Genomic DNA, 20,611 nt, shown 5'->3' with positions numbered 1-20,611 from the left:
CGCGAGGGTTGGCTTGGGAAAACGATCCGGCCGCTCCCGCACAAAGGCCCCAGAGAACATCATGAACCGCCCGATGCATCCCGACCTGCTCAGCGAAGTCCGCGCCTTCCGCCAGCAATACCCGGACATCCGCTACGTCGACCTGATCTGCCTGGACATTCCCGGCCACTTCTACGGCAAGCGCTACCCCGTGGACATGCTGGAAAAAGTCGCCGCCGGCAGCCCGCTGAAACTGCCGCAGAACTGCGTGCTGCTGGGCGTACAAGGTGGCCTGCACCCCATCGGCGACTACTGCTTCAACGACGGCGATCCGGATGCCCCGCGCCGCCTGATCCCCGGCTCGCTCAAGCCGGTGCGCTGGGAGAACCAGCCGCTGGGGCAGATGCTGATCAGCTCCGACGGCACCGAGGCGCCCATCGAATTCGAGCCGCGCGAAGTGCTCGCCCGCGTCATGCAGCGCCTGGAGTCCAAGGGCATTCGCCCGGTGGTGGCCTTCGAGCTGGAGTTCTACCTGTTCGACAAGAAGCTGGATGCCGGCCTGCCGCAGTACCCGCGCGACCCGCTGAGCGACGACGAGGACGACCAGCCAAACATGCACATCGAGCGCCTGTCGCGCTTCTCGGATGTGCTCCATGAGATCGTCGAAGCCTCCCGCGAGCAGGGCGTGGACGCCAACGTCATCACTGCCGAGATCGGCCCGGGGCAGTTCGAGATCAACTTCGCCCACTGCGACGACGGCCTGCACGCCGCCGACCAGGCTGCGCTGTTCACCCGCGCCACCCGTGGCGTGGCACTCAAGCACGGCTACCGCGCCAGCTTCATGAGCAAGCCCTACCTGCATGCGCCGGGCAGCGGCATGCACGTGCACGTCAGCCTGTACGACCGTGACGGCAACAACCTGCTCGACCGCGACAACCAGCAGGCCCTGCGCCATGCCGTGGCCGGCTGCCTGGAACTGCTGCCGCACTGCATGCCGATCTTCGCCGCCAACCACAACGCCTACCGCCGCTACGGCTCCCGCGTGAACGCCGCGAGCAAGGCCAGCTGGGGCTTCGAGGACCGCGATGCATGCATCCGCATTCCCGAATCCGATGGCAGGAACCTGCGCATCGAGCACCGCCTGGCCGGCGCCGACGCCAACCCCTACCTGGTGCTCGCGGCGATCCTCACCGGCATGGAGCACGGGCTGGAATCCCGCCAGGAGCCGATCCCGCCGCTGAACGAAGACCGCGCCAGCGGCATCGACTTCCCCCGCGACATGCTCGGCGCCGTCGCCGAGATGGAAGACCACCCGGTGGTCAAGGAAGGCCTGGGCAGCGAGTTCGTCTTCGTCTACTGCGAGAACAAACGCCACGACCACCTGGACTTCATGAACGAAGTCAGCGCGCGGGAGTACCGCTGGTTCCTGTAACGGCCAATGCACCCTGTAGGAGCGTTCCATGGATGCGATCGCGGGCATGGCCCGCTCCTGCAGGGAACACCAGATTCTCTGAACCCGCTGCGCTGCCCGGCGGTCCATTCCATGCAAGAGGCAATCTCACAAGGAGCCACCGCATGGACCTCATCCGCATCCTCATCGCCATCCTTCTGCCGCCGCTGGGCGTGTTCCTCCAGGTCGGTTTCGGCGGAGCGTTCTGGCTCAACATCCTGCTGACGCTGCTCGGCTACATCCCCGGCATCGTCCATGCCGTGTACATCATCGCCAAGCGCTAACCCGCCCGGCTGCCCTCCCAGAAATGCTCCGCCAGCATCCGCAGCTCCGCCGACAGTTCCGCCATGCGCGCGGCGCTGCGCTGGCAGGTGCCGACCTTCGCCGCGTTGCTGTCGGCCGAACCGCGGATGGCGTGCAGGCTGCGCTGCACGTCCTCGCTGGCGGCGCCCTGTTCTTCGATGGCCTCGGCGATCTCCAGGCTCATGCGCTGGATCGCCGAGACCTGCTCACTGATCTTCTCCAGCGTGCCCGCCGCCTGGCCAGCCTGGGCCAGGCTGGCCACCGCCTGGTCGCAGCAATGCCATAGCGCCCGCACCGAATCCTCGGCGCCCTGCTGAAGGTTGCCGACCAGCGACTGGATGTCCCGCGCGGAATGCTCCGTGCGCGAAGCCAGCGCGCGAACCTCGTCGGCGACCACCGCGAAACCGCGTCCGCTTTCCCCGGCGCGCGCCGCCTCGATGGCGGCGTTCAGCGCCAGCAGGTTGGTCTGCCCGGCGACGTCGCGGATCACCTCGAGCATCCGCGAGATCGCCTCGCTGTGTTCCTTCTGTTGCTCCACTGCGGCACTGGCCGCGCGCACGCCGGCTTCCAGCGCAGCGAGTTGCCCGCGCGTGCCGTGCACATCCTGATGCCCTGACTGGGTGATGCGCTCGCTGCACTGCGCCGCCACCGCGCTGTGCTGCGCGTGACGGGCCACTTCCTGGACGCTCTGCGCCAACTGCTGCATGGCGCTGGCGACCTGTTCGGTCTCGCGTTGCTGCAACTGCGAAGCCGCGCTGCCGCCGGCCATGGCGTCGGCGAGCGCGGCGGAGTGCTCGGCCAGTTGCTGGGACGCGTCGGCCATGCGCCCGACCACCGCGGCGGTCTCCGCCTCCAGCATGCGCAAGGCGAAATCCAGCTCGCCGAACTCGTCCGCACGGCCCGAATAGAGCTGCTGGCTCAGCGGGTTGTCGGCAATCTTCCGTGCGCGCCCGAGCAGCGCGCCCAGCGGTTGCAGGCGCAGTACCAGCCAAGTGCCTGATGCGCCCAGCGCCAGCAGGAAGGCCAGCGCGGTCAGCTTGGGCAGCAGCAGCGCGAGAAGAGCGCCGCCGGCCTGCGCCAGCAACAGGCCGAGCAGCAACTGGAGCACCAGCGGCACGCGCGGGCGACGCAATGTCCTGCCCTGGCGCATGCGCGCATAAAGGCGCTCCGCCGCGTCGATCTGCTTGGCACCTGGACGGGTGCGCACCGACTGGTACTCCACGACCTTGCCGCCATGGCGGATCGGCGTGACGAAGGCGCTGACCCAATAGTGGTCGCCGTTCTTGCAGCGGTTCTTCACCAGGCCCATCCAGCTGCGCCCGGCCTGCAAGGTCTGCCAGAGGTGGGCGAAGGCGGCGGGCGGCATGTCCGGATGGCGCACGCGGTTGTGGTTGAAGCCCACCAGCTCCTCGGCCTCGAAGCCGCTGACCTGAATGAAGTCCGGGTTCACATGGGTGACCGCGCCCTTGAGGTCGGTAGTGGAGAGGATGTTGGCATTGACTGGCACGTCTACCTGGCGCCCGGTGACGGGCATGTTGAGCTTCATCGCTGGTGCTCCAGGCGGGTCTGGAAGAGTTGCTCCGGTGCCAGCGGCTTGCTGAACAGGAAGCCCTGGGCGTGGCGGCAGCCTTCGGCGCGCAGGAAGTCCAGGTGCTCCTGGCGCTCCACGCCCTCGGCCACCACTTCCAGGCCGAGGCTGTGGCCCAGGCCGATGATCGCCCGGCAGATGGCGCTGAGCTCCGGGTCGTCCGGCACGCGGGTGATGAAGCTGCGGTCGACCTTGAGGATGTGCAGCGGGTAGCGCTTGAGATAGCCCAGCGAGGAATAGCCGGTGCCGAAGTCGTCCAGCGCCAGGCGCACGCCCTCTGCGGCCAGTTCGCGCAGGCAGGCGAGGGTTTCCGCGCCGTCCTGCATCAGCAGGCTTTCAGTGATTTCCAGCACCAGGCTGCGCGGCGACAGGCCGCTCTCCGCGAGAATCTGCTGCACCCGCGCGGCGAATCCCGGCTGCTGCAGTTGCCGGCTCGACAGATTGACCGAGCAGTACAGGCTGCGATGCCCCTGGCTCTGCCACAGCGCCGTCTGCCGGCAAGCCTGGCGCAGCACCCAGTCGCCCACCGGGACGATCTCGCCGGATTCCTCCAGCGCCGGAATGAAGTCCAGCGGCGAGATCGACTGGCCGTTGTGCTTCCAGCGCAGCAGCACCTCCACCGCTTCCCAGTGCGGCGAGTCGCGGTCGAGGCGGACGATGGGCTGGTAGTGCAGGCTGAATTCCTCGCGGCGCAGTGCCTGGGCCAGCGCGCTTTCCAGGTCCAGCCGGCGCTGCGCCTCGGCCTGCAGCTCCAGGCTGAAGCGCGCGTACTGTGCCTTGCCGGCTTCCTTGGCGCGGTACAGCGCGAGGTCCGCGGCCTGCAGGGTGTCGATGGCCTGGCCGTCGGTCATCAGCCCGGTGATGCCGATGCTGGCGCTGACCACCAGTGTGCGGCCATCTACGTGCAGCGGCTGGCGCAGGCAGTCGAGCATGCGTTGCGCGACCTGCTCGGCGTCGACCAGGCTGGCCAGGTCGTCCAGCAGCACGACGAACTCGTCGCCGCCGAAGCGCGCCAGGTGATCGCCCGGCCGCAGACAGCGCAGCAGGCGCTGGGAGACTTCCACCAGTACGCGGTCACCGACGGCGTGGCCGAGGCTGTCGTTGATCAGCTTGAAGCGGTCCAGGTCGATGAACAGCAGGCCGGACTCGCGTGCGCCGGGGCGGCGCTGGCGCATCAGGGCCTGTTGCAGCAGTTCGTCCAGGCGCAGGCGGTTGCCCAGGCCGGTGAGCGGGTCGTGCCGCGCCGCGTGGCTGAGCTGGTGCTCGCTGGCCTTGTGCTGGCTGATGTCGGTCTGCGAGCCGGCCATGCGCCCGTCGGTGACCACGCCGCGCGCCAACACCCAGAGGTAATTGCCGTCGCGCTGGCGGATGCGGTACTCGTGGCTGAGCAGCGCGCTGCTGCCGCGCAGGTGCGTGTCGATGGCCTTGCGCAGGCCGGGCAGGTCGTCCGGGTGCACGCGGGCGAACCAGCTGGTGCTGCCTTCGCCGAGGTTGTCGCGGGTCAGGCCGAGCATGCGCGCCCAGCGCTCGGAGACGTAGAGGCGGTCGTTGCCCAGGTCCCAGTCCCAGATACCGTCGTTGGCGCCACGCAGGGCGCGGGCATAGCGCGCCTCGCTGTCCTCCAGCGCCTGGCGCTGGGCGGCACCGTATGTGTCGATGGCCAGCGACATATCAAAGAACACCCGCTTGAGCAGGCTGGCGTAGGTCCTGGCTTCCGGGGCATCGCCCATCAGGTCGGCGAGCATCTGGTCCAGGTACAGGCGATACGCACCCAGGTACCACTTCAGCTCAACGCCGACCTGCTGGTGCACCAGCCCGATGCGCAGGCGGTCGCGCACATAGTCGGCGTCCTGCGGGGCATCCCAGAGCTGGCGGTAGTACTCGAACTGGCTGCATTTCAGCCGCGCCAGCGTCACCGGCTCGGCGAGGATCGCTCCCAGCGGCGGGTAGTGGCGCAGGTGGTCGTAGAGCTGCTCGATGAAGCGCTGGTGGCAGCCTTCCAGTTCGGCGGCGCGGCCATGGAGATGGCAGCCATCCTCCTCGCGCCACTCCAGGTAACTCAGGCGCTGATCGACTTCCATCGTCGACAGGCCGATGCGCTCGAGCACGCTCTCGAGCTTCGGTCCCAGGCCCATGTTCGGCTCCTTGCGGGTCTGCTGTTTTTGTCGGGCATGAAAAAAGCGCCGGCTCGTCGTCCCGTCGAAATCGACGGCGACCAACTCGGCGCTTTGTCTTGCAGGCCCACAAGTCCTGCCCGGCAAAGCCAGCTTCCGCAATGGCGGAACGCGGGTGGTTTGTCTTTTACACCAGGGGGCGGGGCCCCGACAACTCTTGCAGCGCGCCGCTCAGGCGCTGGCGCAGCTCGCCCAGTTCGCGGGAGCGGAAGGCATGCCGGGTGCGCTCCAGCACGCCGATGGCATCGGCCAGCAGCGCGGTGATCTTCCCTGTCTCGCCCAGCGGTGCGTCCTGGAACCAGCGGCACAGCGGCGCCTGCTGGCAGTCACAAGGGCCTTCCATCACGCCGCAGCGCAACTCATAGGCGGCCAGCAGGGCACGAACCTGACGGGCCAGCGCCGGGTCCTCGGACGCGACAAGCAATTGGACGGGATGCCGGTGGAGAGTCATGAGGGGATCACTCATATCAGGGAGATGCCAATTTAATGGCTAATGGCTATCTGATATTGACCCCTGTCATAGGCTGAGGCGGCTTGCGCCAGGGAGTCGACGGCTGGTGTGAAGTGGCTCGCATTGCGCTGCCGGGAAACTGCCAGAAACGCGCGGTAAACGCGGGGCGGATAACCTGGGACAGGTTATCCGCCAGACCCTTGGCGGCGGATAACGCTGCCGCGTTATGCGCCCTACAGGCAGGGAGAGCAGGGAAAACGTACCGGCTGACACCGAGGTTACTTCTCGCTCCGAACGGTCCCCTCTCCCGCTTGCGGGAGAGGGCCAGGGTGAGGGGCTCTTGATCGCGTAGGAGCGGACCTTGTCCGCGATGCTCATTGGGCAAGGGCGTGAAGCGATGGGTATCGCTCCGCTCCACGCCATCCTGCGAAGTGTACCGAGGTGGTATCAGTGCAGCGAACGCACCTGGTTTTCCATGATGCGCACCGCATCGGTCCAGCGCACCCAGACCTTGCCCTGCCAGTCCATCACGCTGGTTGGCTGGCCCTCGATCTGCTCCATGCGTCGGCGCGGCAGGTGCGGGTTGTGCTGCTGCGCATCGCGCAGGGCCGGCAACACCTCGGTGCTGATCCACTGGCGAAGGCTGCGATTCTCCGGGTGATAGAAGTGCACCAGCAGCAGCGCATAGAGGCCGCTTTCACTGACCAGATAGAGCTTTTCTTCGCACCCGGCGAGGTGCTCATGACGAAGCTGGTCCGGATCGAGCTTACTGGTGACTCGTTCGCCCAGATGGCTGTTGGTCAGCTTGGCCAGATCGCGCAGGACGAACCACGCTTGGCGCTCGATGAGCAGCCCGCGCAGACGACGGTTGTAGCGTTGGAACACAGTGGGAATCAGGCCTTCGTCGGCCGACATCGAATCGGAAAACTTCATGCTGTCTCTCCATGTACGTCCAGAAGCCGCCGCCCGAACAACCACAGAGGGAGGCGGACCGTGCAAGGGTGGAATACCGAGACATCGAGAGGACGAAAAACCCGGCCGAGCCGAAGCCCGCCTTACACGGTCCGCCATGGACTGCCGGAAGACGCTGATTCTTGCAGGCAGCGTTATCCGCCATGGCGTGTGCATTGCCGTCCTCCCATGTCTTCAGGATTCCACTCCTGGCCACAGCGAACCGCGGCACTCGGAACGCTACGCAGAGCCCTTGTAGGACAGCAACGCAGTTGGGGCGTAGGGCGATTCGCAAGTTGCTGCGATGGTTATTCGGCTCATGTCGTGAGCCGAATAGCGCGCCTAATCGGCTCACAGATGCCAGAAACGAAAAAGCCGCGCATTCGCGCGGCTTTTTGCTGAAAGGGTGGTGGGCCCACACGGACTTGAACCGTGGACCAAAGGATTATGAGTCCTCTGCTCTAACCAACTGAGCTATAGGCCCCCAGAAGGCGGGCGGATTATACCGGGGCGTTCTGGCTTGCGCCAACCGGATGCAGCGGGACCAGGAAGCGGTTGGCAAAGGCGTCGGCCGGTAGCGGCGCGCTCAGCGCGTAACCCTGGATCTGGTCGCAACCTTCGGCTTCTAGGAAGCGTTCCTGGGCTTCGTGCTCCACGCCTTCGGCGATCACCGTGAGGTTCATGCTGCGGCCCAGGGCGATGATGGCGCGGGCGATGGCGGCGTCGTGGGGGTCGTCCGGCAGGCCGTGGACGAAGGACTGGTCGATCTTCAGGGTGTCCAGTGGCAGCTGCTTCAGGTAGCTGAGCGAGGAGTAGCCGGTGCCGAAGTCGTCGATGGCCAGTTGCACGCCCAGGTGCTTGAGGCTGTGCAGGATCGACAGGGCTTCCTCGGTCTGGTGCATGAGGAAGCTTTCGGTGATCTCCAGTTGCAGGCGCGAGGACTGCAGGTTGTAGTGGGCGAGCAGTTCGCGGATGCGTTCGACAAGGTTGGTCTGGCGCAGCTGGGCGCCGGCGAGGTTGACCGAGAGCGGGCCGAAGGCGGCGTGGCTGTCCTGCCAGCGGCTCATCTGCCGGCAGGCTTCGCGCAGCACCCAGTCGCCCAGCGGCAGGATCAGGCCGTTTTCCTCGGCCAGAGGGATGAAGCGATCCGGAGAAATCGCGCCGAATTGCGGGTGTTTCCAGCGGATCAGCGCTTCTGCTCCTACAAGCTGCCCGCTCGCGAGGGACAGTTTGGGTTGGTAGTAGAGCTGGAGCTGGTCGCTTTCCAGGGCGCGGCGCAGTTCGTGCTCCAGGGCCATGCGTTCGGTGGCCTGGAAGGTCAGTTCGCGGGTGTAGAACTCGACGCGGTTGCGGCCCTGGGCCTTGGCCCGGTACATGGCGGCATCGGCGTTCTTCACCAGGGTGGCGACGTCGCCACCGTCGCTGGGGTAGAGGCAGATTCCGATGCTGGCGCTGACGAAGAACTCCTGTTCGCCGGCGATGAACGGTTTGTCGAAGCAGACCAGCAGCTTGTTCGCCACGTGCTCGGCGTCCAGCGCGTGGTGCAGGCCGGGCAGCAGGATGATGAATTCGTCGCCGCCCTGGCGGGCCACGGTGTCGACGTCGCGCAGTTGCTCGCGCAGGCGGGTGGCGATGGATTTCAGCAGCAGGTCGCCCACCGGGTGGCCGAGGCTGTCGTTGATGTGCTTGAAGCGGTCGAGGTCGAGGAACAGTACGGCGCCCTGGTGATCGTCTTCCTGGGCTTCCTTGAGCGAGGCGTTCAGGCGGCTTTCGAACAGCAGGCGGTTGGGCAGGCCGGTGAGCGGGTCATGGTGGGCCTGGTAGTCGAGCCGCGCCTGGGCGTACTTGAGGGTGGAGATGTCGGCGAACACGCCGACGTAGTGGGTCAGCTCGCCGTCGGCGTTGCGCACGGCGCTGACGGTCAGCCACTCCGGGTACAGTTCCTGGTTCTTCCGCCGGTTCCAGATCTCGCCCTGCCAGTGGCCTTCGGCGTTGAGCTGGTGCCAGAGGGCGACGTAGAAGCTGGTGTCATGCTGGCCGGAGGCAAGCAGGCGCGGCGAGTTGCCGAGGGCTTCCTGTTCGCTGTAGCCGGTGATTTCGCTGAAGGCGCGGTTGACCGCGACTATCTGCTGGTGCGCGTCGGTGATCATCACGCCTTCGGCGGTGCTTTCGAAGACGGTGGCGGCGAGGCGCAGTTTTTCCTGCATCTGCTGCTGCTCGGTGATGTCCCGGGCGATGGTCAGCATGCAGTCGTCGTTGCCGATGGTGATGCGGTGGGCGGACAGCTCGCACAGGCGCAGGCTGCCGTCGCGGGTGCGAATCTGCGCGGTGAAGTCCGGGGCGCTGGAAGCGTTGTCGAGGATGCCCAGCAGCTTGCTGCGGTCGGCCGGGTTGGCCCACAGGCGCAGGTCCAGTGTGGAGCGCTCGGCGGCTTCTTCGCGACTGTACCCGGTGATGCGGGTGAAGCCCTGGTTCACTTCCACCAGCCGGCCGTCGCTGATGCGCGAGATGAGCATGCCGTCGGGGGAGGCGTGGAAGGCCTTGGCGAACTTTTCCTCGGAGACGCGCAGTTGTTCCTGGGTTTCCTTGACCTGGGAGATGTTGCGCACCACCACCACCAGCGCCGGGGTGTCGTCGAGGACGATGTGCTGGGCCGAGAGCAGGGCGGTGAAGCGCGTGCCGTCGCGGCGGTTGAGCGGAATCTCGACGTTGTTCAGCGGCTCGCCCTGCAGGCGCGCGAGCATCGCCGGGCCCATGCCCGGTTCGCCCCAGATGCCCAGCTCGGTGGAGGTCTTGCCCAGCGCCTCGCTGGCGGGGATGCCGATCTGCTGTTCGAAGGTGCTGTTCACCGCGAGCAGCTGCCCGTCGACGCGGCGGGCGAGGACGATGATGTCCGGGCAGTGGTGGAACACCGAGGCGAATTTCTGTTCGGACAGGCGCAGCGCCTGCTCGGTGTGCATGGCGTCGGTGATGTCGATCATCAGGCCGCGCAGGATCATTTCGTCGTCATGGTGGATCAGCGTGACGATGTCGCGAATCCAGACGATCCGCCCGTCGGCGGCGAGCATGCGGTAGTCGAAGCTGTGGTTGCGCCCGGCCTGGCTTTCGCTCAGGCAGAAGTGGATGGCGCGCTCGGCGTCTTCCGGGTGCAGGGTGCGCTGCCAGAAGCCGGGTTCCAGCCAGTCCTTGATCGGGTAGCCGAGCAGCCGCTGGGCGTGAGGCGAGACGTAGGTGAAGCGGTTTTCCGCCAGGCGCATTTCCCAGGCGATGGCGGTGAGGCTTTCCACCAGGCCGCGGTAGTGCTGTTCGCTGTCGCGCAGGGCCTGTTCGAGCTTCTCGCGGCGCTGCATCTCGCCGCGCAGGCGGCGGTTCATGGTGAACAGCACCAGCAGGGTGATGGCGGTCAGGAGGGCAATGGGGACGGCGATTTCCAGGACTTCGCGCCACACCGAGCGGCGATCCAGCAGGCCCCCGACCCAGGGCGCCTGGAGGGCATCGATCTGCTCGACGGTCAGGTCGGCCAGTACCTTGTCGATGATGCCGGCGAAGATCGCCTGGTCCTTCGGCACGCCCATTGCCAGTTGGTAGCGATAGGGCGTTTCGCCGCTGATCTGCAGGCCGTCGAGCTTGAGCTGGCGCAGGTTCCAGACGGCAGAGGCGAGATCGCCGACGAATGCATCCACCTGCCCGGTGGCCAGGGCCTGCAGGCCGGCGGCGACGCTCGGCAAGGGTTGCAGGTTCAGGTCGGGGTGCTTGGCGGTCAACAGTTCGTGAGCCGCGTAGTTGGCCACGACGCCGACCTTGAGCCCGTAGAGTTCCTTGAGGCCGCCGGGGGCCGGGCCGTCCTTGCGGGCGAGGATGATGATCGGAAAGTCGAGGTAGGGGCGGGTGAAGGTCAGGTAGTCGAGGCGCTTGGGCGTAGCCATGACGCCGGGCAGCAGGTCGATGCGGTTGTCGCGCGCCTGTTGCAGGACTTCGCTCCAGCTGGCCGGTTCGACCGGCTGCAACTTCATCTTGAGTTGTTGGCTGATGAGCTGCACATAGCTGGCAGCGAGCCCCTGGTAGCGGCCCTCGGTGTCACGGAATTCAAAGGGTGGCCAGGAGGTATCGACGCCCAGGCGCAGGCTGGGATGTGCCTGCAGCCACTGCTGCTCCTCGGGCGTGAGGCTCAGGGCGAATGCCTGTCCCGCCCAGAATGCGAGGCACCACAGTAGAACTGCCTGCAGACGCGGCATGAAGGGCCTCATTCCAGGGGGGACTATGCCGAAGTGTAGACGTGGCACTTTGCCCGATGGAAGGCCCAAAGAAAAACCCCCGGTTTTGGCCGGGGGTTCTTCGTCACTCGTCGAGGAAGGAGCGCAGATGCTCGCTTCGCGACGGGTGGCGCAGCTTGCGCAGCGCCTTGGCTTCGATCTGGCGGATACGCTCACGGGTTACATCGAACTGCTTGCCGACTTCCTCGAGGGTGTGGTCGGTATTCATGTCGATGCCGAAGCGCATGCGCAGGACCTTGGCTTCGCGAGCTGTGAGGCCGGCGAGGACTTCGCGGGTGGCTTCCTTGAGGCTCTCGCTGGTCGCCACTTCGATCGGCGACTGCATGGTGGAGTCCTCGATGAAGTCGCCCAGGTGCGAGTCTTCGTCGTCACCGATCGGCGTTTCCATGGAGATCGGTTCCTTGGCGATCTTCAGGACCTTGCGGATCTTGTCTTCCGGCATGTCCATGCGTTCGCCCAGCTCTTCCGGGGTCGGTTCACGGCCCATCTCCTGCAGCATCTGGCGGGAGATACGGTTGAGCTTGTTGATCGTCTCGATCATGTGCACCGGAATACGGATGGTGCGGGCCTGGTCGGCGATCGAACGGGTGATCGCCTGGCGAATCCACCAGGTGGCATAGGTCGAGAACTTGTAGCCGCGACGGTATTCGAACTTGTCCACCGCCTTCATCAGGCCGATGTTGCCTTCCTGGATCAGGTCGAGGAACTGCAGACCGCGGTTGGTGTACTTCTTGGCGATGGAGATCACCAGACGCAGGTTCGCCTCCACCATCTCCTTCTTCGCACGACGGGCTTTCGCCTCGCCGATGGACATGGAGCGGTTGACGTCCTTGATCTCGGCAACGGTCAGCTGCGAGCTGGTTTCCAGGTCGACCAGCTTCTGCTGGTTGCGCAGGATGTCGTCACGCAGGCGCTCGATGGCCTCGGCGTACTTGGGCTTGCCCTTGAGTACGGAGTCGACCCAGGCGGTGTCGGTTTCGTGGCCGGGGAACTGGCGCAGGAAGTCGGCACGCGGCATGCGGGCATCACGCACGCACAGCTGCATGATGGCGCGTTCCTGGCGGCGGACGCTGTCCAGCGCATCGCGGACCTTGGCGACCAGCACGTCGAACTGCTTGGGCACGAGCTTGATCGGCATGAACAGTTCGGCCAGGGCGACCAGTTCTTCGGTCGCCTGCTTGCTGCCACGGCCGTGCTTCTTCAGGGCCTTCTTGGCTTTTTCCAGCTGCTCGGAAACGGCGCCGAAACGACGAGCGGCTTCTTCCGGATCCGGACCGCCGTCGCCTTCTTCTTCCTCGCTGTCGCCGTCGGACTCTTCGTCCTCTTCGTCCTTATCCTTGTCCTTGGCTTCGGCGTCGTCTTTCAGACCGACCGGCTCGACTTCTTCGGCCGGCAGGGTGCCGTCATCCGGGTCGATATAGCCACTGAGGACGTCAGACAGGCGGCCGCCTTCGGCGACGATGCGGTTGTACTCTTCGAGAATGCCGTCCACCGCGCCCGGGAACTGGGCGATGGCGCTCATGACCTCGCGGATGCCTTCCTCGATGCGTTTGGCGATTTCGATCTCGCCTTCGCGGGTCAGCAGTTCCACGGTACCCATTTCACGCATGTACATGCGCACCGGGTCGGTCGTGCGGCCAACGTCGCTCTCTACCGCAGCGAGGGCGGCAGCAGCTTCTTCGGCGGCAGCTTCATCGGTATCGGTTTCCGCCAGCAGCAGGGCATCCGCATCCGGGGCTGTCTCGAATACGTTGATCCCCATGTCGTTGATCATGCGGATGATGTCTTCTACCTGTTCCGGATCAGAGATATCCTCCGGCAGGTGGTCGTTGACCTCCGCGTAAGTCAGGTAACCCTGCTCACGACCACGGGTGATCAACTCTTTGAGACGAGATTGCTGTTGCGCTTTTCCGGACATAACACCCTATCCACTGAAGGTCTTGGCGGGCTGAAATAAGCCGAGGATTATACCAGATTCGAGGCTTCAGGCGCCAGTTCAGCTCTGGCTGCCTGTTGAAGAGGGGGTGCTGTAGTGCTCCCGCAGTAACGCTTTCTCTTCGTCGGTCAGTTCACTGGGGTTCTTTCGCAGCACACTGTGCAGGCGGGCTTCGCGGCTGCTGAGCAGTTGGTTGTGTGCAAGTGTAGTAATGGTGTCGACGAACTGCTTTTCAAGATTGCCGTCATCGATCAGCCATTCTTTCCCCGCCAGCACCTGCAGCAGGCGCCCTTGGGGTGTTCCGTGCCAGCGCGCGATGAGGTGCATCGAGCTCTGTTTCGGATTCTTCTGCAACGCTTCGACCAGGGCCGCGAGCAGTTGCGAGTAGGTCTGTCCCTCGTTGGAGAAGTGGCTCGCATCCTCGACGCTCTGCGCCAGTTGAGGATGGTGCAGCAGGGTGCGCAGCGCGATCAGCGTCGGCGATTCGACGCTGATCTCGGTACGTGGCTGGCGCGGCGTAAAGTCGCCTTTCTTGCCCTTGCCGTCCCATTTGCGATCGCCCTTCCAGGGCTTCTTGCCCTGCTTGGCGCCGCCGTTGCCGGCGGAAAATTCCTGCGGCGCCTCGAAGTAGTTCGAAGCATCCTGGTAATGACTGTCGCCATGCTCTGCGAACTGGCCGGCGAACTGGCCCATGTCGTAGTCGGCGTACTCGTGGGCGTGCTGATCCGTGCCTTGTGCCTTGGCCGGAGCGGGCGCATGGCTGGGCTTGCCCTGGCCGGTGAGGCCCGAGCGCGGCGCGCTGATCTGGCTGAGCGCCTCGGCGGACAGCCCGGTGATCTCGCCCAGGCGCTGGCGCATCAGCAGGCGCAGGGTGTTGCCGGGAATTTTTTCCAGCAACGGCCCGGCCAGGGTCGCCAGGTGCGCCTTGCCTTCCAGCGTGCTGGGGTCGGCTTCCTGGGTCAGTTGCTGGAAGAAGTAGTCCGCCAGCGGCTGGGCCTGGTGGGCGAGGCGTGCGCGGAACGCGTCCGGGCCTTCGGCGCGTACCAGGCTGTCCGGGTCCTCGCCCTCGGGCAGGAACAGGAAGCGCACCTTGCGCCCGTCCTGCAGGTTGCTCAGCGCCGACTCCAGTGCGCGCCAGGCAGCATTGCGGCCGGCCTGGTCGCCGTCGAAGCAGAAGAGGATGTTCGGCACGATGCGGAACAGCCGCTTGATGTGTTCTTCGCTGGTGGCCGTGCCCAGCGTGGCGACCGCATTGCGGATGCCTTGCTGGGCCAGCGCGATGACGTCCATGTAGCCTTCGACCACCATGATCTCGTCGAGATCCCGGTTGTTCTTCCGTGCCTCGTACAGGCCGTAGAGCTCCTGCCCTTTATGGAAGACCGGGGTTTCCGGCGAGTTCAGGTACTTCGGCTTGTCGTCGCCCAGCACCCGGCCGCCGAAGGCGATCACCCGGCCGCGGCTGTCGCGGATGGGGAAGATCACCCGGTCGCGGAAGCGGTCGTAGCGCTTGCCGCTGTCGGGGTTCTCCACCAAAAGGCCTGCGTCGAGCATGGCCTTGAGCTGCAGGTTGTCGCCACCCAGGTTCTTCAGCAGGTTGTCCCAGCCCGGCGGGGCGAAGCCCAGGCCGAAGTCGCGGGCGATCTCGCCGGTGAGGCCGCGGCCCTTGAGGTACTCCACCGCGGCCTTGCGCGCGGGGTGGCCTTTCAGCGCCTGGCGGTAGAACTCGGCGGAGGCAGCCAGCAGTGGGTAGAGCGGCGAGTCGACCGGCTGTCGGGGCTTGTTGCCGCGCCGGCCTTCCTCGCGGGGGATGTCCATGCCGGCGCGCTTGGCCAGGTCCTCGACCGCCTGGACGAAGTCCAGCTGGTCGTGGTCCATGATGAAGCCGAGCGCGTTGCCGCCGGCGCCACAGCCGAAGCAGTAATAGAACTGCTTGTCCGGGCTGACGGTGAAGGAGGGTGTCTTCTCCTTGTGGAATGGGCAGCACGCGCTGTAGTTCTTGCCGGTCTTCTTCAGCTGGATGCGCGAACTCACCACATCGAGAATGTCGGTGCGGTTGAGCAGGTCATCGATGAAGGATTGTGGAATCAGGCCGGCCATAGACTCATCGGGACGCAGGGTGGACCCAAGCATAGCGCGGGGCGTTGAGGCCGCTAGCGAGGCTTGAGGCTAAGCATGGGGCTGGAAAAGCAAAAACTCCGAAGTCCGCGAATGCGAATCGGAGTGGGGTGCCTGGTTTCAGGCACTCGCCCGGCGAGTGGGCCGGGCGATGCGGAAAGCGTGCGACGAGGCGCTGTAACTCAGTACAGGCGCTCGCGGCGGCGCTGTTCGCGCTGCACTTTCTTGGCGTGACGCTTAACAGCGGCAGCGGCCTTGCGCTTACGCTCGGCGGTCGGCTTTTCGTAGAACTCACGGCTACGGACTTCGGCCAGTACGCCTGCTTTTTCGCAGGAGCGCTTGAAACGACGCAGAGCTACGTCGAAGGGTTCGTTCTCTTTAACTTTGACGGCGGGCATCCAGGTCGTACCTTCAATGATTACCGGAGGATTTATCGCGCTCCTGACGGTTGTTCGGAGTCGGCGGTTTTCAAGGGTTGCGGATATTAAACGTTCGGAAGGAGGAATGCAAAGCCTCCGATCGAAAAGCACTGGTCCGAAGCCCAGCCGGCGATTATGATGCGCGGCTTCAATTTTGCCCAGAGTAAAGGCTCAAACCCATGCTAGTGCTGGGGTTGGAAACCTCCTGCGACGAGACCGGCGTCGCCCTGTACGACAGCGAAAAAGGCCTGCTGGCCGACGCGCTGTTCAGCCAGATCGACCTGCACCGCGTATACGGCGGCGTGGTTCCCGAGCTGGCCTCCCGTGATCACGTCAAGCGCATGCTGCCGCTGATTCGCCAGGTGCTGGCCGACTCCGGCCGCACCGCCGAAGACATCGACGCCATCGCCTACACCGCTGGCCCCGGCCTGGTGGGCGCACTGCTGGTCGGTGCTTCCTGCGCCCAGGCCATGGCGTTCGCCTGGGGCATACCGGCTGTCGGCGTACACCATATGGAAGGCCACCTGCTGGCGCCGATGCTCGAAGAGCAGCCGCCGCAGTTCCCGTTCGTCGCCTTGCTGGTGTCCGGCGGCCACACCCAACTGGTGCGGGTGGATGGCATCGGCCAGTACCAGGTGCTCGGCGAGTCGGTGGACGACGCGGCCGGCGAAGCCTTCGACAAGACCGCCAAACTGCTCGGCCTGGCCTATCCCGGTGGTCCGGAGATCGCACGTCTGGCCGAGAGCGGTACCGCTGGTCGCTTCGTCTTCCCGCGCCCGATGACCGACCGTCCGGGCCTGGATTTCAGCTTCAGCGGCCTCAAGACTTTCGCCCTGAACACCTGGCAGCGCTGCGTGGCCGAAGGTGACGACAGCGAGCAGACCCGCTGCGACATCGCCCTGGCGTTCCAGACGGCGGTGGTCGAGACCCTGACCATCAAGTGCAAGCGCGCGCTCAAGCAGACTCACCTGAAGAGCCTGGTGATCGCCGGTGGCGTCAGCGCCAACCAGGCCTTGCGCCAGCATCTGGAAAAGATGCTCGGCGAGATGAAGGGCCAGGTGTTCTACGCCCGCCCGCGCTTCTGCACCGATAACGGCGCGATGATCGCCTATGCTGGCTGCCAGCGGCTGGTGGCCGGGCAGCAGGACGGCCCGTCGATCGGCGTCCAGGCGCGTTGGCCAATGGAGTCGCTGCCAGCGATCTGAATAATGAAGCTGCAAACGACGCGGCCCATGCTCTGAGCGGCATGGGCCGTTTTTTCGCTTGCAGCGCGTTACGCGGGCCGGGAAGCTCGCGGCTTTAGAAGTGACGTTCGCGTCCGGCGATCAGGTCGCGCAGGTTGCTGCGGTGGCGCCAGACGATCAGACCGGTGAGCACAGTCATCGGCAGCAGCGCCGAAGGCTCCTGCCAGGCCAGCAGCGGCAGGGTCAGTGGCGTGGCCACCAGGGAAGCCAGCGAACTGGTGCGCGACAGCTTGAAGGTCACCAGCCAGGCCACTGCCGCAAGCAGGGCGGCCGGCGGGTACAGCGCCAGCAGCATGCCGGCGGCGGTGGCGACGCCCTTGCCGCCACGGAAGTTGAAGTACAGCGGGTAGAGGTGGCCGATCACCGCTGCCAGCCCGATCCACGCCTGCTCAACGTCGGACAGGCCGATCATCCGGGCGAAAAGAACCGGAACCAGCCCCTTGGCGAGATCGCCGAGCAGGGTGAGGATGGCGATCTTCTTCCCGGCCAGGCGCAGCATGTTGGTGGCGCCGGGATTGCCCGAGCCGCTGGCGCGCGGGTCGGCCGTGCCGAACAGGCGGCTGAGGAGTACCGCGAAGGACAGTGATCCGAGCAGGTAGGCGAGGATCGCCAAGAACCAGAACATGGTTTCCACCGGAGACGAGGTCGTTTCCGATTCTAACGGGGCGCCGGCCGCTTGTCGTGTCGCCTTGGAGCATGCAGTCAGTGGACAGAGTTTTCATCGAGGGGCTGGAAGTGGACACCGTGATCGGCGTCTACGACTGGGAAAGGGGTATCCGGCAGTGCCTGCGCCTGGACCTGACGCTGGGTTGGGAGAACCGCCCGGCGGCGGCCGACGACGATATTGCCAAGGCCCTGGACTACGCCGTGCTCTCCGAGCGGGTCATGGCTTTCGCCCGTGACGCGCATTTCCAGCTGGTGGAAACCTTCGCCGAGCGCCTGGCCGAGCTGCTGATGGCGGAATTCGGCATTCAGTGGCTGCGCCTGAAAGTCACCAAGCCCGGCGCCGTCGCGGCTGCCATCGGCGTGGGTGTGGAGATCGAACGCGGATGCCGCTGACGACGGTCTACCTCGGGTTGGGCAGCAACTTCGACCGTGAGCGCCATCTGCTCGCCGGATTGGAGGCGCTGGACGGCTTCCTCGAGGACATCCACTGCTCGCCGGTGTTCGAGAGCGAGCCGGTGGGCATCCGCAGCGGCCCCTTCTACAACTTCGTGATCGTCGCACGTACCGATCTGCCATTGGCGGAGCTGAGCCTGCGGCTCAAGCACATCGAGGCGGACAACGGTCGCTATGCGCCGGAGCGCAAGGGTCTGCCGCTGGATATCGACGTGCTGCTGTATGGCGACCTGCACGGGGAGTTCGACGGCCTGACGCTGCCGCGCGCGGAGGTGCTGAAGAATGCCTTCGTACTCTGGCCGCTGGCGTTGCTGGCCCCCGAGGTGAAGCATCCGGGAGCGCAGCGTTCGTTTGCCGAACTGTGGGCGGACGCGCAGATCGCGCAGAAGCTCTGGCCGGTGCCCTTCCAGTGGCGCGGTGTGGAGCTGACACCGGCGGCGCTGATCGAGGCGCATCCGGCGGCTTGATGGGGTTCGGGTCTCTCCGGGCCTCGGTAAGCGCTGCGGCCTGATCGCCACCTGTAGGAGCGCCCGATGGGCGCGATCGCGGGCATGGCCCGCTCCTACAGTGAGAGCCTGTCGTTAGAGGTGCGGTCCCTCCGCAGTGCTGTCAGGCGGCGTGGCTTTCCTTGTAGGCCTTCAGTGCTGTCAGCCGCTCACGCTTGAGCGCTTCGCCCAGCTCGGCACCCTTGTATCCCTTTTCCAGCAATGGCTGCACCGCGACCGAGCGGGCAGCCTGTGCTGCACCGCGCAGGTACTCGGCTTGCGGGTATTCGCGGTCCTCCAGTCCATGGCGGCCGCGGGCGTCCATCTCGCTGGCGGCGAGAAACTCTTCGAAGCGCTGCGGCCGGCGGTAGACGTCGAAGGATTGCAGCAGCTCGAGGATGGTGTTCGGCCGCAGCTCCAGCGCGCGGTGGCAGTGGGTGTGGTACTCGCCGACCAGTCGCGCCAGTTCCTGGCATTCCCGCGGGACCTTGAAGCGTGCGTTGATCGCGTCGATCAGCGGCAGGCCCAGATGTTCGTGGGCGTGGTGTTTGGGCCATTCTTCCTCGCGCGTCTCGCCCTTGCCTACGTCATGCACCAGGCAGGCCCAGCGCACGCTCAGCGGCTGATCGTACCTGGCACACTCGCGCAGCACGGCCAGTACATGCTCGCCGGTATCCACCTCGGGATGGTGCTGCGGCGGTTGCGGTACGCCGAACAGCGTGTCGACTTCCGGCATCAGCACGGCCAGGGCGCCACAGTCGCGCAGGACCTGGATGAACACGTCCGGGCGCGATTCCATCAGGGCGCGGGAGATTTCCTTCCAGCTGCGTTCGGCGGTCAGCGCTTCCAGTTCGCCGGATTCCGACAGCTCGCGCATCAGTGCCAGGGTTTCCGGCGCCACGCTGAAGCCCATCGGCGCATAGCGGGCGGCGAAGCGCGCGACACGCAGCACGCGCAACGGGTCTTCGGCGAAGGCCGGGGAGACGTGGCGCAGCAGGCGGGCTTCGAGGTCTTTCTGGCCGTGGTAGGGATCGACGATCTGGCCGTCATTGTCCTCGGCCATGGCGTTGATGGTCAGGTCGCGGCGGATCAGGTCTTCTTCCAGGGTGACGTCGGGGCTGGCGTAGAAGGTGAAGCCGCCATAGCCGTGCCCGCTTTTGCGCTCGGTGCGGGCGAGGGCGTATTCCTCGCCGGTCTTGGGGTGGAGGAAGACCGGGAAGTCGGCGCCCACCGGGCGGTAGCCCTGGGTGAGCATCTCGTCGGCGCTGGCGCCGACCACCACCCAGTCGGTGTCGCTGAAGGGGATGCCGAGCAGGCGGTCGCGCACGGCGCCGCCCACCTTGTAGATCTGCATGAAGCTGTCTCCTGTTCTGGGGGATAGCTTCGGGGTTTGCGGCGGGTGGGGCAAGCTCGGCAGGGAAGGGGCGCCTGCGGCGCCGATCGCGGGCATGGCCCGCTCCTCCAAGTGCGGCCAGGATTTGCGCAGGAGTGGACTTCGTCCGCGATGCTTTCCGGCGCGATGCGGGCCAATCGCGGACGGAGTCCGCTCCTGCGACATCTGGAATTACGGCGCGGCGACGGGGACCTGCTGGAGCAACGCGCCGATGGCGTCCTGCAGCAGGGCGGCGCTGGAGTGCGCGGGGCTCAGGCCGGTGCTGACGGTGCCTTCCCACAACGTCTGCTCCTGCGCATCGGTCAGGCGCAGGCGCAGGGTGCCCGTCTCATCGCGCAGACGGTGGATGGCGAGATAGGGGCCGAGCGGATCGGGCGGCGGTACGTCGACCTTGAATTCCAGCGGCGCGTCCTGCAGCGCCAGCCAGTAGTAGACGCGCAGCTGCGGAGTGGCGCTTTCGCGGTAGCCGCGCTCGATCAGGCCCTGGCGCACCTGGGCGTTGATCAGGGGGTAACGGCTGCGGTAGGGCAGGGCGTCGACGGCGTTTTCCGGGGGCATCAGCTGGAAGTCGCGCAGCCCGGCCAGGCGCGCATCGGCGGGATGCGCGACCTGGGCGTGCGGGACGGGGTTGCTGCAGGTCGCGACAGCAAGGCAAAGCAGGAGAATGGCGAACAGACGCATGGCGGTCTCCAGCGGGGTTGCCGCCATGCTTGTCACGCCTGCTGCCACG

16 protein-coding genes and 1 tRNA gene are annotated in these 20,611 nt (G+C 65.8%); 5 read left to right on the top strand and 12 right to left on the bottom strand.

Annotation, left to right across the window (positions count from 1 at the left end):
• Positions 1 to 61 precede the first annotated feature (61 nt).
• Positions 62 to 1,411 carry a glutamine synthetase family protein gene (locus tag IB273_RS26775; protein ID WP_192225435.1) on the top strand — a complete coding sequence of 450 codons (1,350 nt, stop codon included), beginning with the start codon at positions 62 to 64 and terminating at the stop codon, positions 1,409 to 1,411.
• Between the two features lie 143 nt (positions 1,412 to 1,554).
• Positions 1,555 to 1,713 carry a YqaE/Pmp3 family membrane protein gene (locus IB273_RS26770; protein WP_003084988.1) on the top strand — a complete coding sequence of 53 codons (159 nt, stop codon included), beginning with the start codon at positions 1,555 to 1,557 and terminating at the stop codon, positions 1,711 to 1,713.
• Here the strand turns inward: IB273_RS26770 and IB273_RS26765 are convergent.
• The 9 genes from IB273_RS26765 to rpsU form a co-directional block, all read right to left on the bottom strand.
• The gene (locus IB273_RS26765; RefSeq protein WP_192225434.1) at positions 1,710 to 3,278 is read right to left on the bottom strand and encodes a PAS domain-containing methyl-accepting chemotaxis protein; all 1,569 of its coding nucleotides are present in this window, start codon (positions 3,276 to 3,278) and stop codon (positions 1,710 to 1,712) included. The genes IB273_RS26770 and IB273_RS26765 overlap by 4 nt on opposite strands.
• Positions 3,275 to 5,455, bottom strand: a complete 2,181-nt coding sequence (locus IB273_RS26760; RefSeq protein WP_192225433.1) for a putative bifunctional diguanylate cyclase/phosphodiesterase — start codon at positions 5,453 to 5,455, stop codon at positions 3,275 to 3,277. Before IB273_RS26760 ends, IB273_RS26765 begins: the two co-directional genes overlap by 4 nt.
• 166 nt (positions 5,456 to 5,621) lie before the next feature.
• Entirely contained in the window at positions 5,622 to 5,960 is a 339-nt protein-coding gene (locus tag IB273_RS26755) for a hypothetical protein (RefSeq protein WP_225610310.1), read from the bottom strand.
• Positions 5,961 to 6,392: 432 nt separating this feature from the next.
• A complete protein-coding gene (locus tag IB273_RS26750) occupies positions 6,393 to 6,878 on the bottom strand; it encodes a Bro-N domain-containing protein (protein WP_174824615.1) in 486 nt (161 codons plus the stop codon).
• A gap of 425 nt (positions 6,879 to 7,303) precedes the next feature.
• Positions 7,304 to 7,380 (bottom strand) — tRNA-Ile (locus IB273_RS26745).
• A 16-nt stretch (positions 7,381 to 7,396) separates the two neighbouring features.
• On the bottom strand, positions 7,397 to 11,131 hold the full coding sequence (locus IB273_RS26740) for a bifunctional diguanylate cyclase/phosphodiesterase (protein WP_192225432.1): 3,735 nt from the start codon (positions 11,129 to 11,131) through the stop codon (positions 7,397 to 7,399).
• A 103-nt stretch (positions 11,132 to 11,234) separates the two neighbouring features.
• Positions 11,235 to 13,088: an RNA polymerase sigma factor RpoD gene (gene rpoD / locus IB273_RS26735; protein WP_054908018.1), complete on the bottom strand. Its 1,854-nt coding sequence runs from the start codon at positions 13,086 to 13,088 to the stop codon at positions 11,235 to 11,237.
• Between the two features lie 78 nt (positions 13,089 to 13,166).
• On the bottom strand, positions 13,167 to 15,203 hold the full coding sequence (gene dnaG, locus IB273_RS26730; protein ID WP_192225431.1) for a DNA primase: 2,037 nt from the start codon (positions 15,201 to 15,203) through the stop codon (positions 13,167 to 13,169).
• 200 nt (positions 15,204 to 15,403) lie between these two features.
• Positions 15,404 to 15,619, bottom strand: a complete 216-nt coding sequence (rpsU, locus tag IB273_RS26725; RefSeq protein WP_003085057.1) for a 30S ribosomal protein S21 — start codon at positions 15,617 to 15,619, stop codon at positions 15,404 to 15,406.
• A gap of 200 nt (positions 15,620 to 15,819) precedes the next feature.
• Between rpsU and tsaD the strand changes: the two genes are divergently transcribed.
• Positions 15,820 to 16,845, top strand: coding sequence for a tRNA (adenosine(37)-N6)-threonylcarbamoyltransferase complex transferase subunit TsaD (gene tsaD, locus IB273_RS26720; RefSeq protein WP_151189144.1), 1,026 nt, complete (start codon positions 15,820 to 15,822; stop codon positions 16,843 to 16,845).
• 94 nt (positions 16,846 to 16,939) lie between these two features.
• Here the strand turns inward: tsaD and plsY are convergent, their stop codons facing one another.
• A complete protein-coding gene (plsY, locus tag IB273_RS26715; protein ID WP_081520802.1) occupies positions 16,940 to 17,509 on the bottom strand; it encodes a glycerol-3-phosphate 1-O-acyltransferase PlsY in 570 nt (189 codons plus the stop codon).
• 80 nt (positions 17,510 to 17,589) lie between these two features.
• Between plsY and folB the strand changes: the two genes are divergently transcribed.
• On the top strand, positions 17,590 to 17,943 hold the full coding sequence (gene folB / locus IB273_RS26710; protein ID WP_192225430.1) for a dihydroneopterin aldolase: 354 nt from the start codon (positions 17,590 to 17,592) through the stop codon (positions 17,941 to 17,943).
• On the top strand, positions 17,934 to 18,470 hold the full coding sequence (folK, locus tag IB273_RS26705; RefSeq protein ID WP_081520801.1) for a 2-amino-4-hydroxy-6-hydroxymethyldihydropteridine diphosphokinase: 537 nt from the start codon (positions 17,934 to 17,936) through the stop codon (positions 18,468 to 18,470). The genes folB and folK overlap by 10 nt, the downstream gene beginning before the upstream one ends.
• A 142-nt stretch (positions 18,471 to 18,612) precedes the next feature.
• Here folK and IB273_RS26700 read toward each other — a convergent pair whose 3' ends face one another.
• The gene (locus IB273_RS26700; RefSeq protein WP_151189145.1) at positions 18,613 to 19,842 is read right to left on the bottom strand and encodes a multifunctional CCA addition/repair protein; all 1,230 of its coding nucleotides are present in this window, start codon (positions 19,840 to 19,842) and stop codon (positions 18,613 to 18,615) included.
• Between the two features lie 210 nt (positions 19,843 to 20,052).
• Complete coding sequence (locus IB273_RS26695) at positions 20,053 to 20,562, bottom strand: DUF4136 domain-containing protein (RefSeq protein WP_081520799.1); 510 nt, start codon at positions 20,560 to 20,562, stop codon at positions 20,053 to 20,055.
• Between the last annotated feature and the right edge of the window lie 49 nt (positions 20,563 to 20,611).

The organism is Pseudomonas sp. PDM19 (genome assembly GCF_014852215.1).
Lineage (GTDB): Bacteria > Pseudomonadota > Gammaproteobacteria > Pseudomonadales > Pseudomonadaceae > Pseudomonas.
Note: the sequence above shows the minus strand (reverse complement) of the source record. Positions and strands in the feature narration are given on the sequence as shown.

Coding starts and splice junctions, on each gene's coding strand:
- IB273_RS26775 (WP_192225435.1), top strand. CDS start 62: ATGAACCGCCCGATGCATCCCGACCTGCTCAGCGAAGTCCGCGCCTTC.
- IB273_RS26770 (WP_003084988.1), top strand. CDS start 1,555: ATGGACCTCATCCGCATCCTCATCGCCATCCTTCTGCCGCCGCTGGGC.
- IB273_RS26765 (WP_192225434.1), bottom strand. CDS start 3,278: ATGAAGCTCAACATGCCCGTCACCGGGCGCCAGGTAGACGTGCCAGTC.
- IB273_RS26760 (WP_192225433.1), bottom strand. CDS start 5,455: ATGGGCCTGGGACCGAAGCTCGAGAGCGTGCTCGAGCGCATCGGCCTG.
- IB273_RS26755 (WP_225610310.1), bottom strand. CDS start 5,960: ATGAGTGATCCCCTCATGACTCTCCACCGGCATCCCGTCCAATTGCTT.
- IB273_RS26750 (WP_174824615.1), bottom strand. CDS start 6,878: ATGAAGTTTTCCGATTCGATGTCGGCCGACGAAGGCCTGATTCCCACT.
- IB273_RS26740 (WP_192225432.1), bottom strand. CDS start 11,131: ATGCCGCGTCTGCAGGCAGTTCTACTGTGGTGCCTCGCATTCTGGGCG.
- rpoD (WP_054908018.1), bottom strand. CDS start 13,088: ATGTCCGGAAAAGCGCAACAGCAATCTCGTCTCAAAGAGTTGATCACC.
- dnaG (WP_192225431.1), bottom strand. CDS start 15,203: ATGGCCGGCCTGATTCCACAATCCTTCATCGATGACCTGCTCAACCGC.
- rpsU (WP_003085057.1), bottom strand. CDS start 15,619: ATGCCCGCCGTCAAAGTTAAAGAGAACGAACCCTTCGACGTAGCTCTG.
- tsaD (WP_151189144.1), top strand. CDS start 15,820: ATGCTAGTGCTGGGGTTGGAAACCTCCTGCGACGAGACCGGCGTCGCC.
- plsY (WP_081520802.1), bottom strand. CDS start 17,509: ATGTTCTGGTTCTTGGCGATCCTCGCCTACCTGCTCGGATCACTGTCC.
- folK (WP_081520801.1), top strand. CDS start 17,934: ATGCCGCTGACGACGGTCTACCTCGGGTTGGGCAGCAACTTCGACCGT.
- IB273_RS26700 (WP_151189145.1), bottom strand. CDS start 19,842: ATGCAGATCTACAAGGTGGGCGGCGCCGTGCGCGACCGCCTGCTCGGC.
- IB273_RS26695 (WP_081520799.1), bottom strand. CDS start 20,562: ATGCGTCTGTTCGCCATTCTCCTGCTTTGCCTTGCTGTCGCGACCTGC.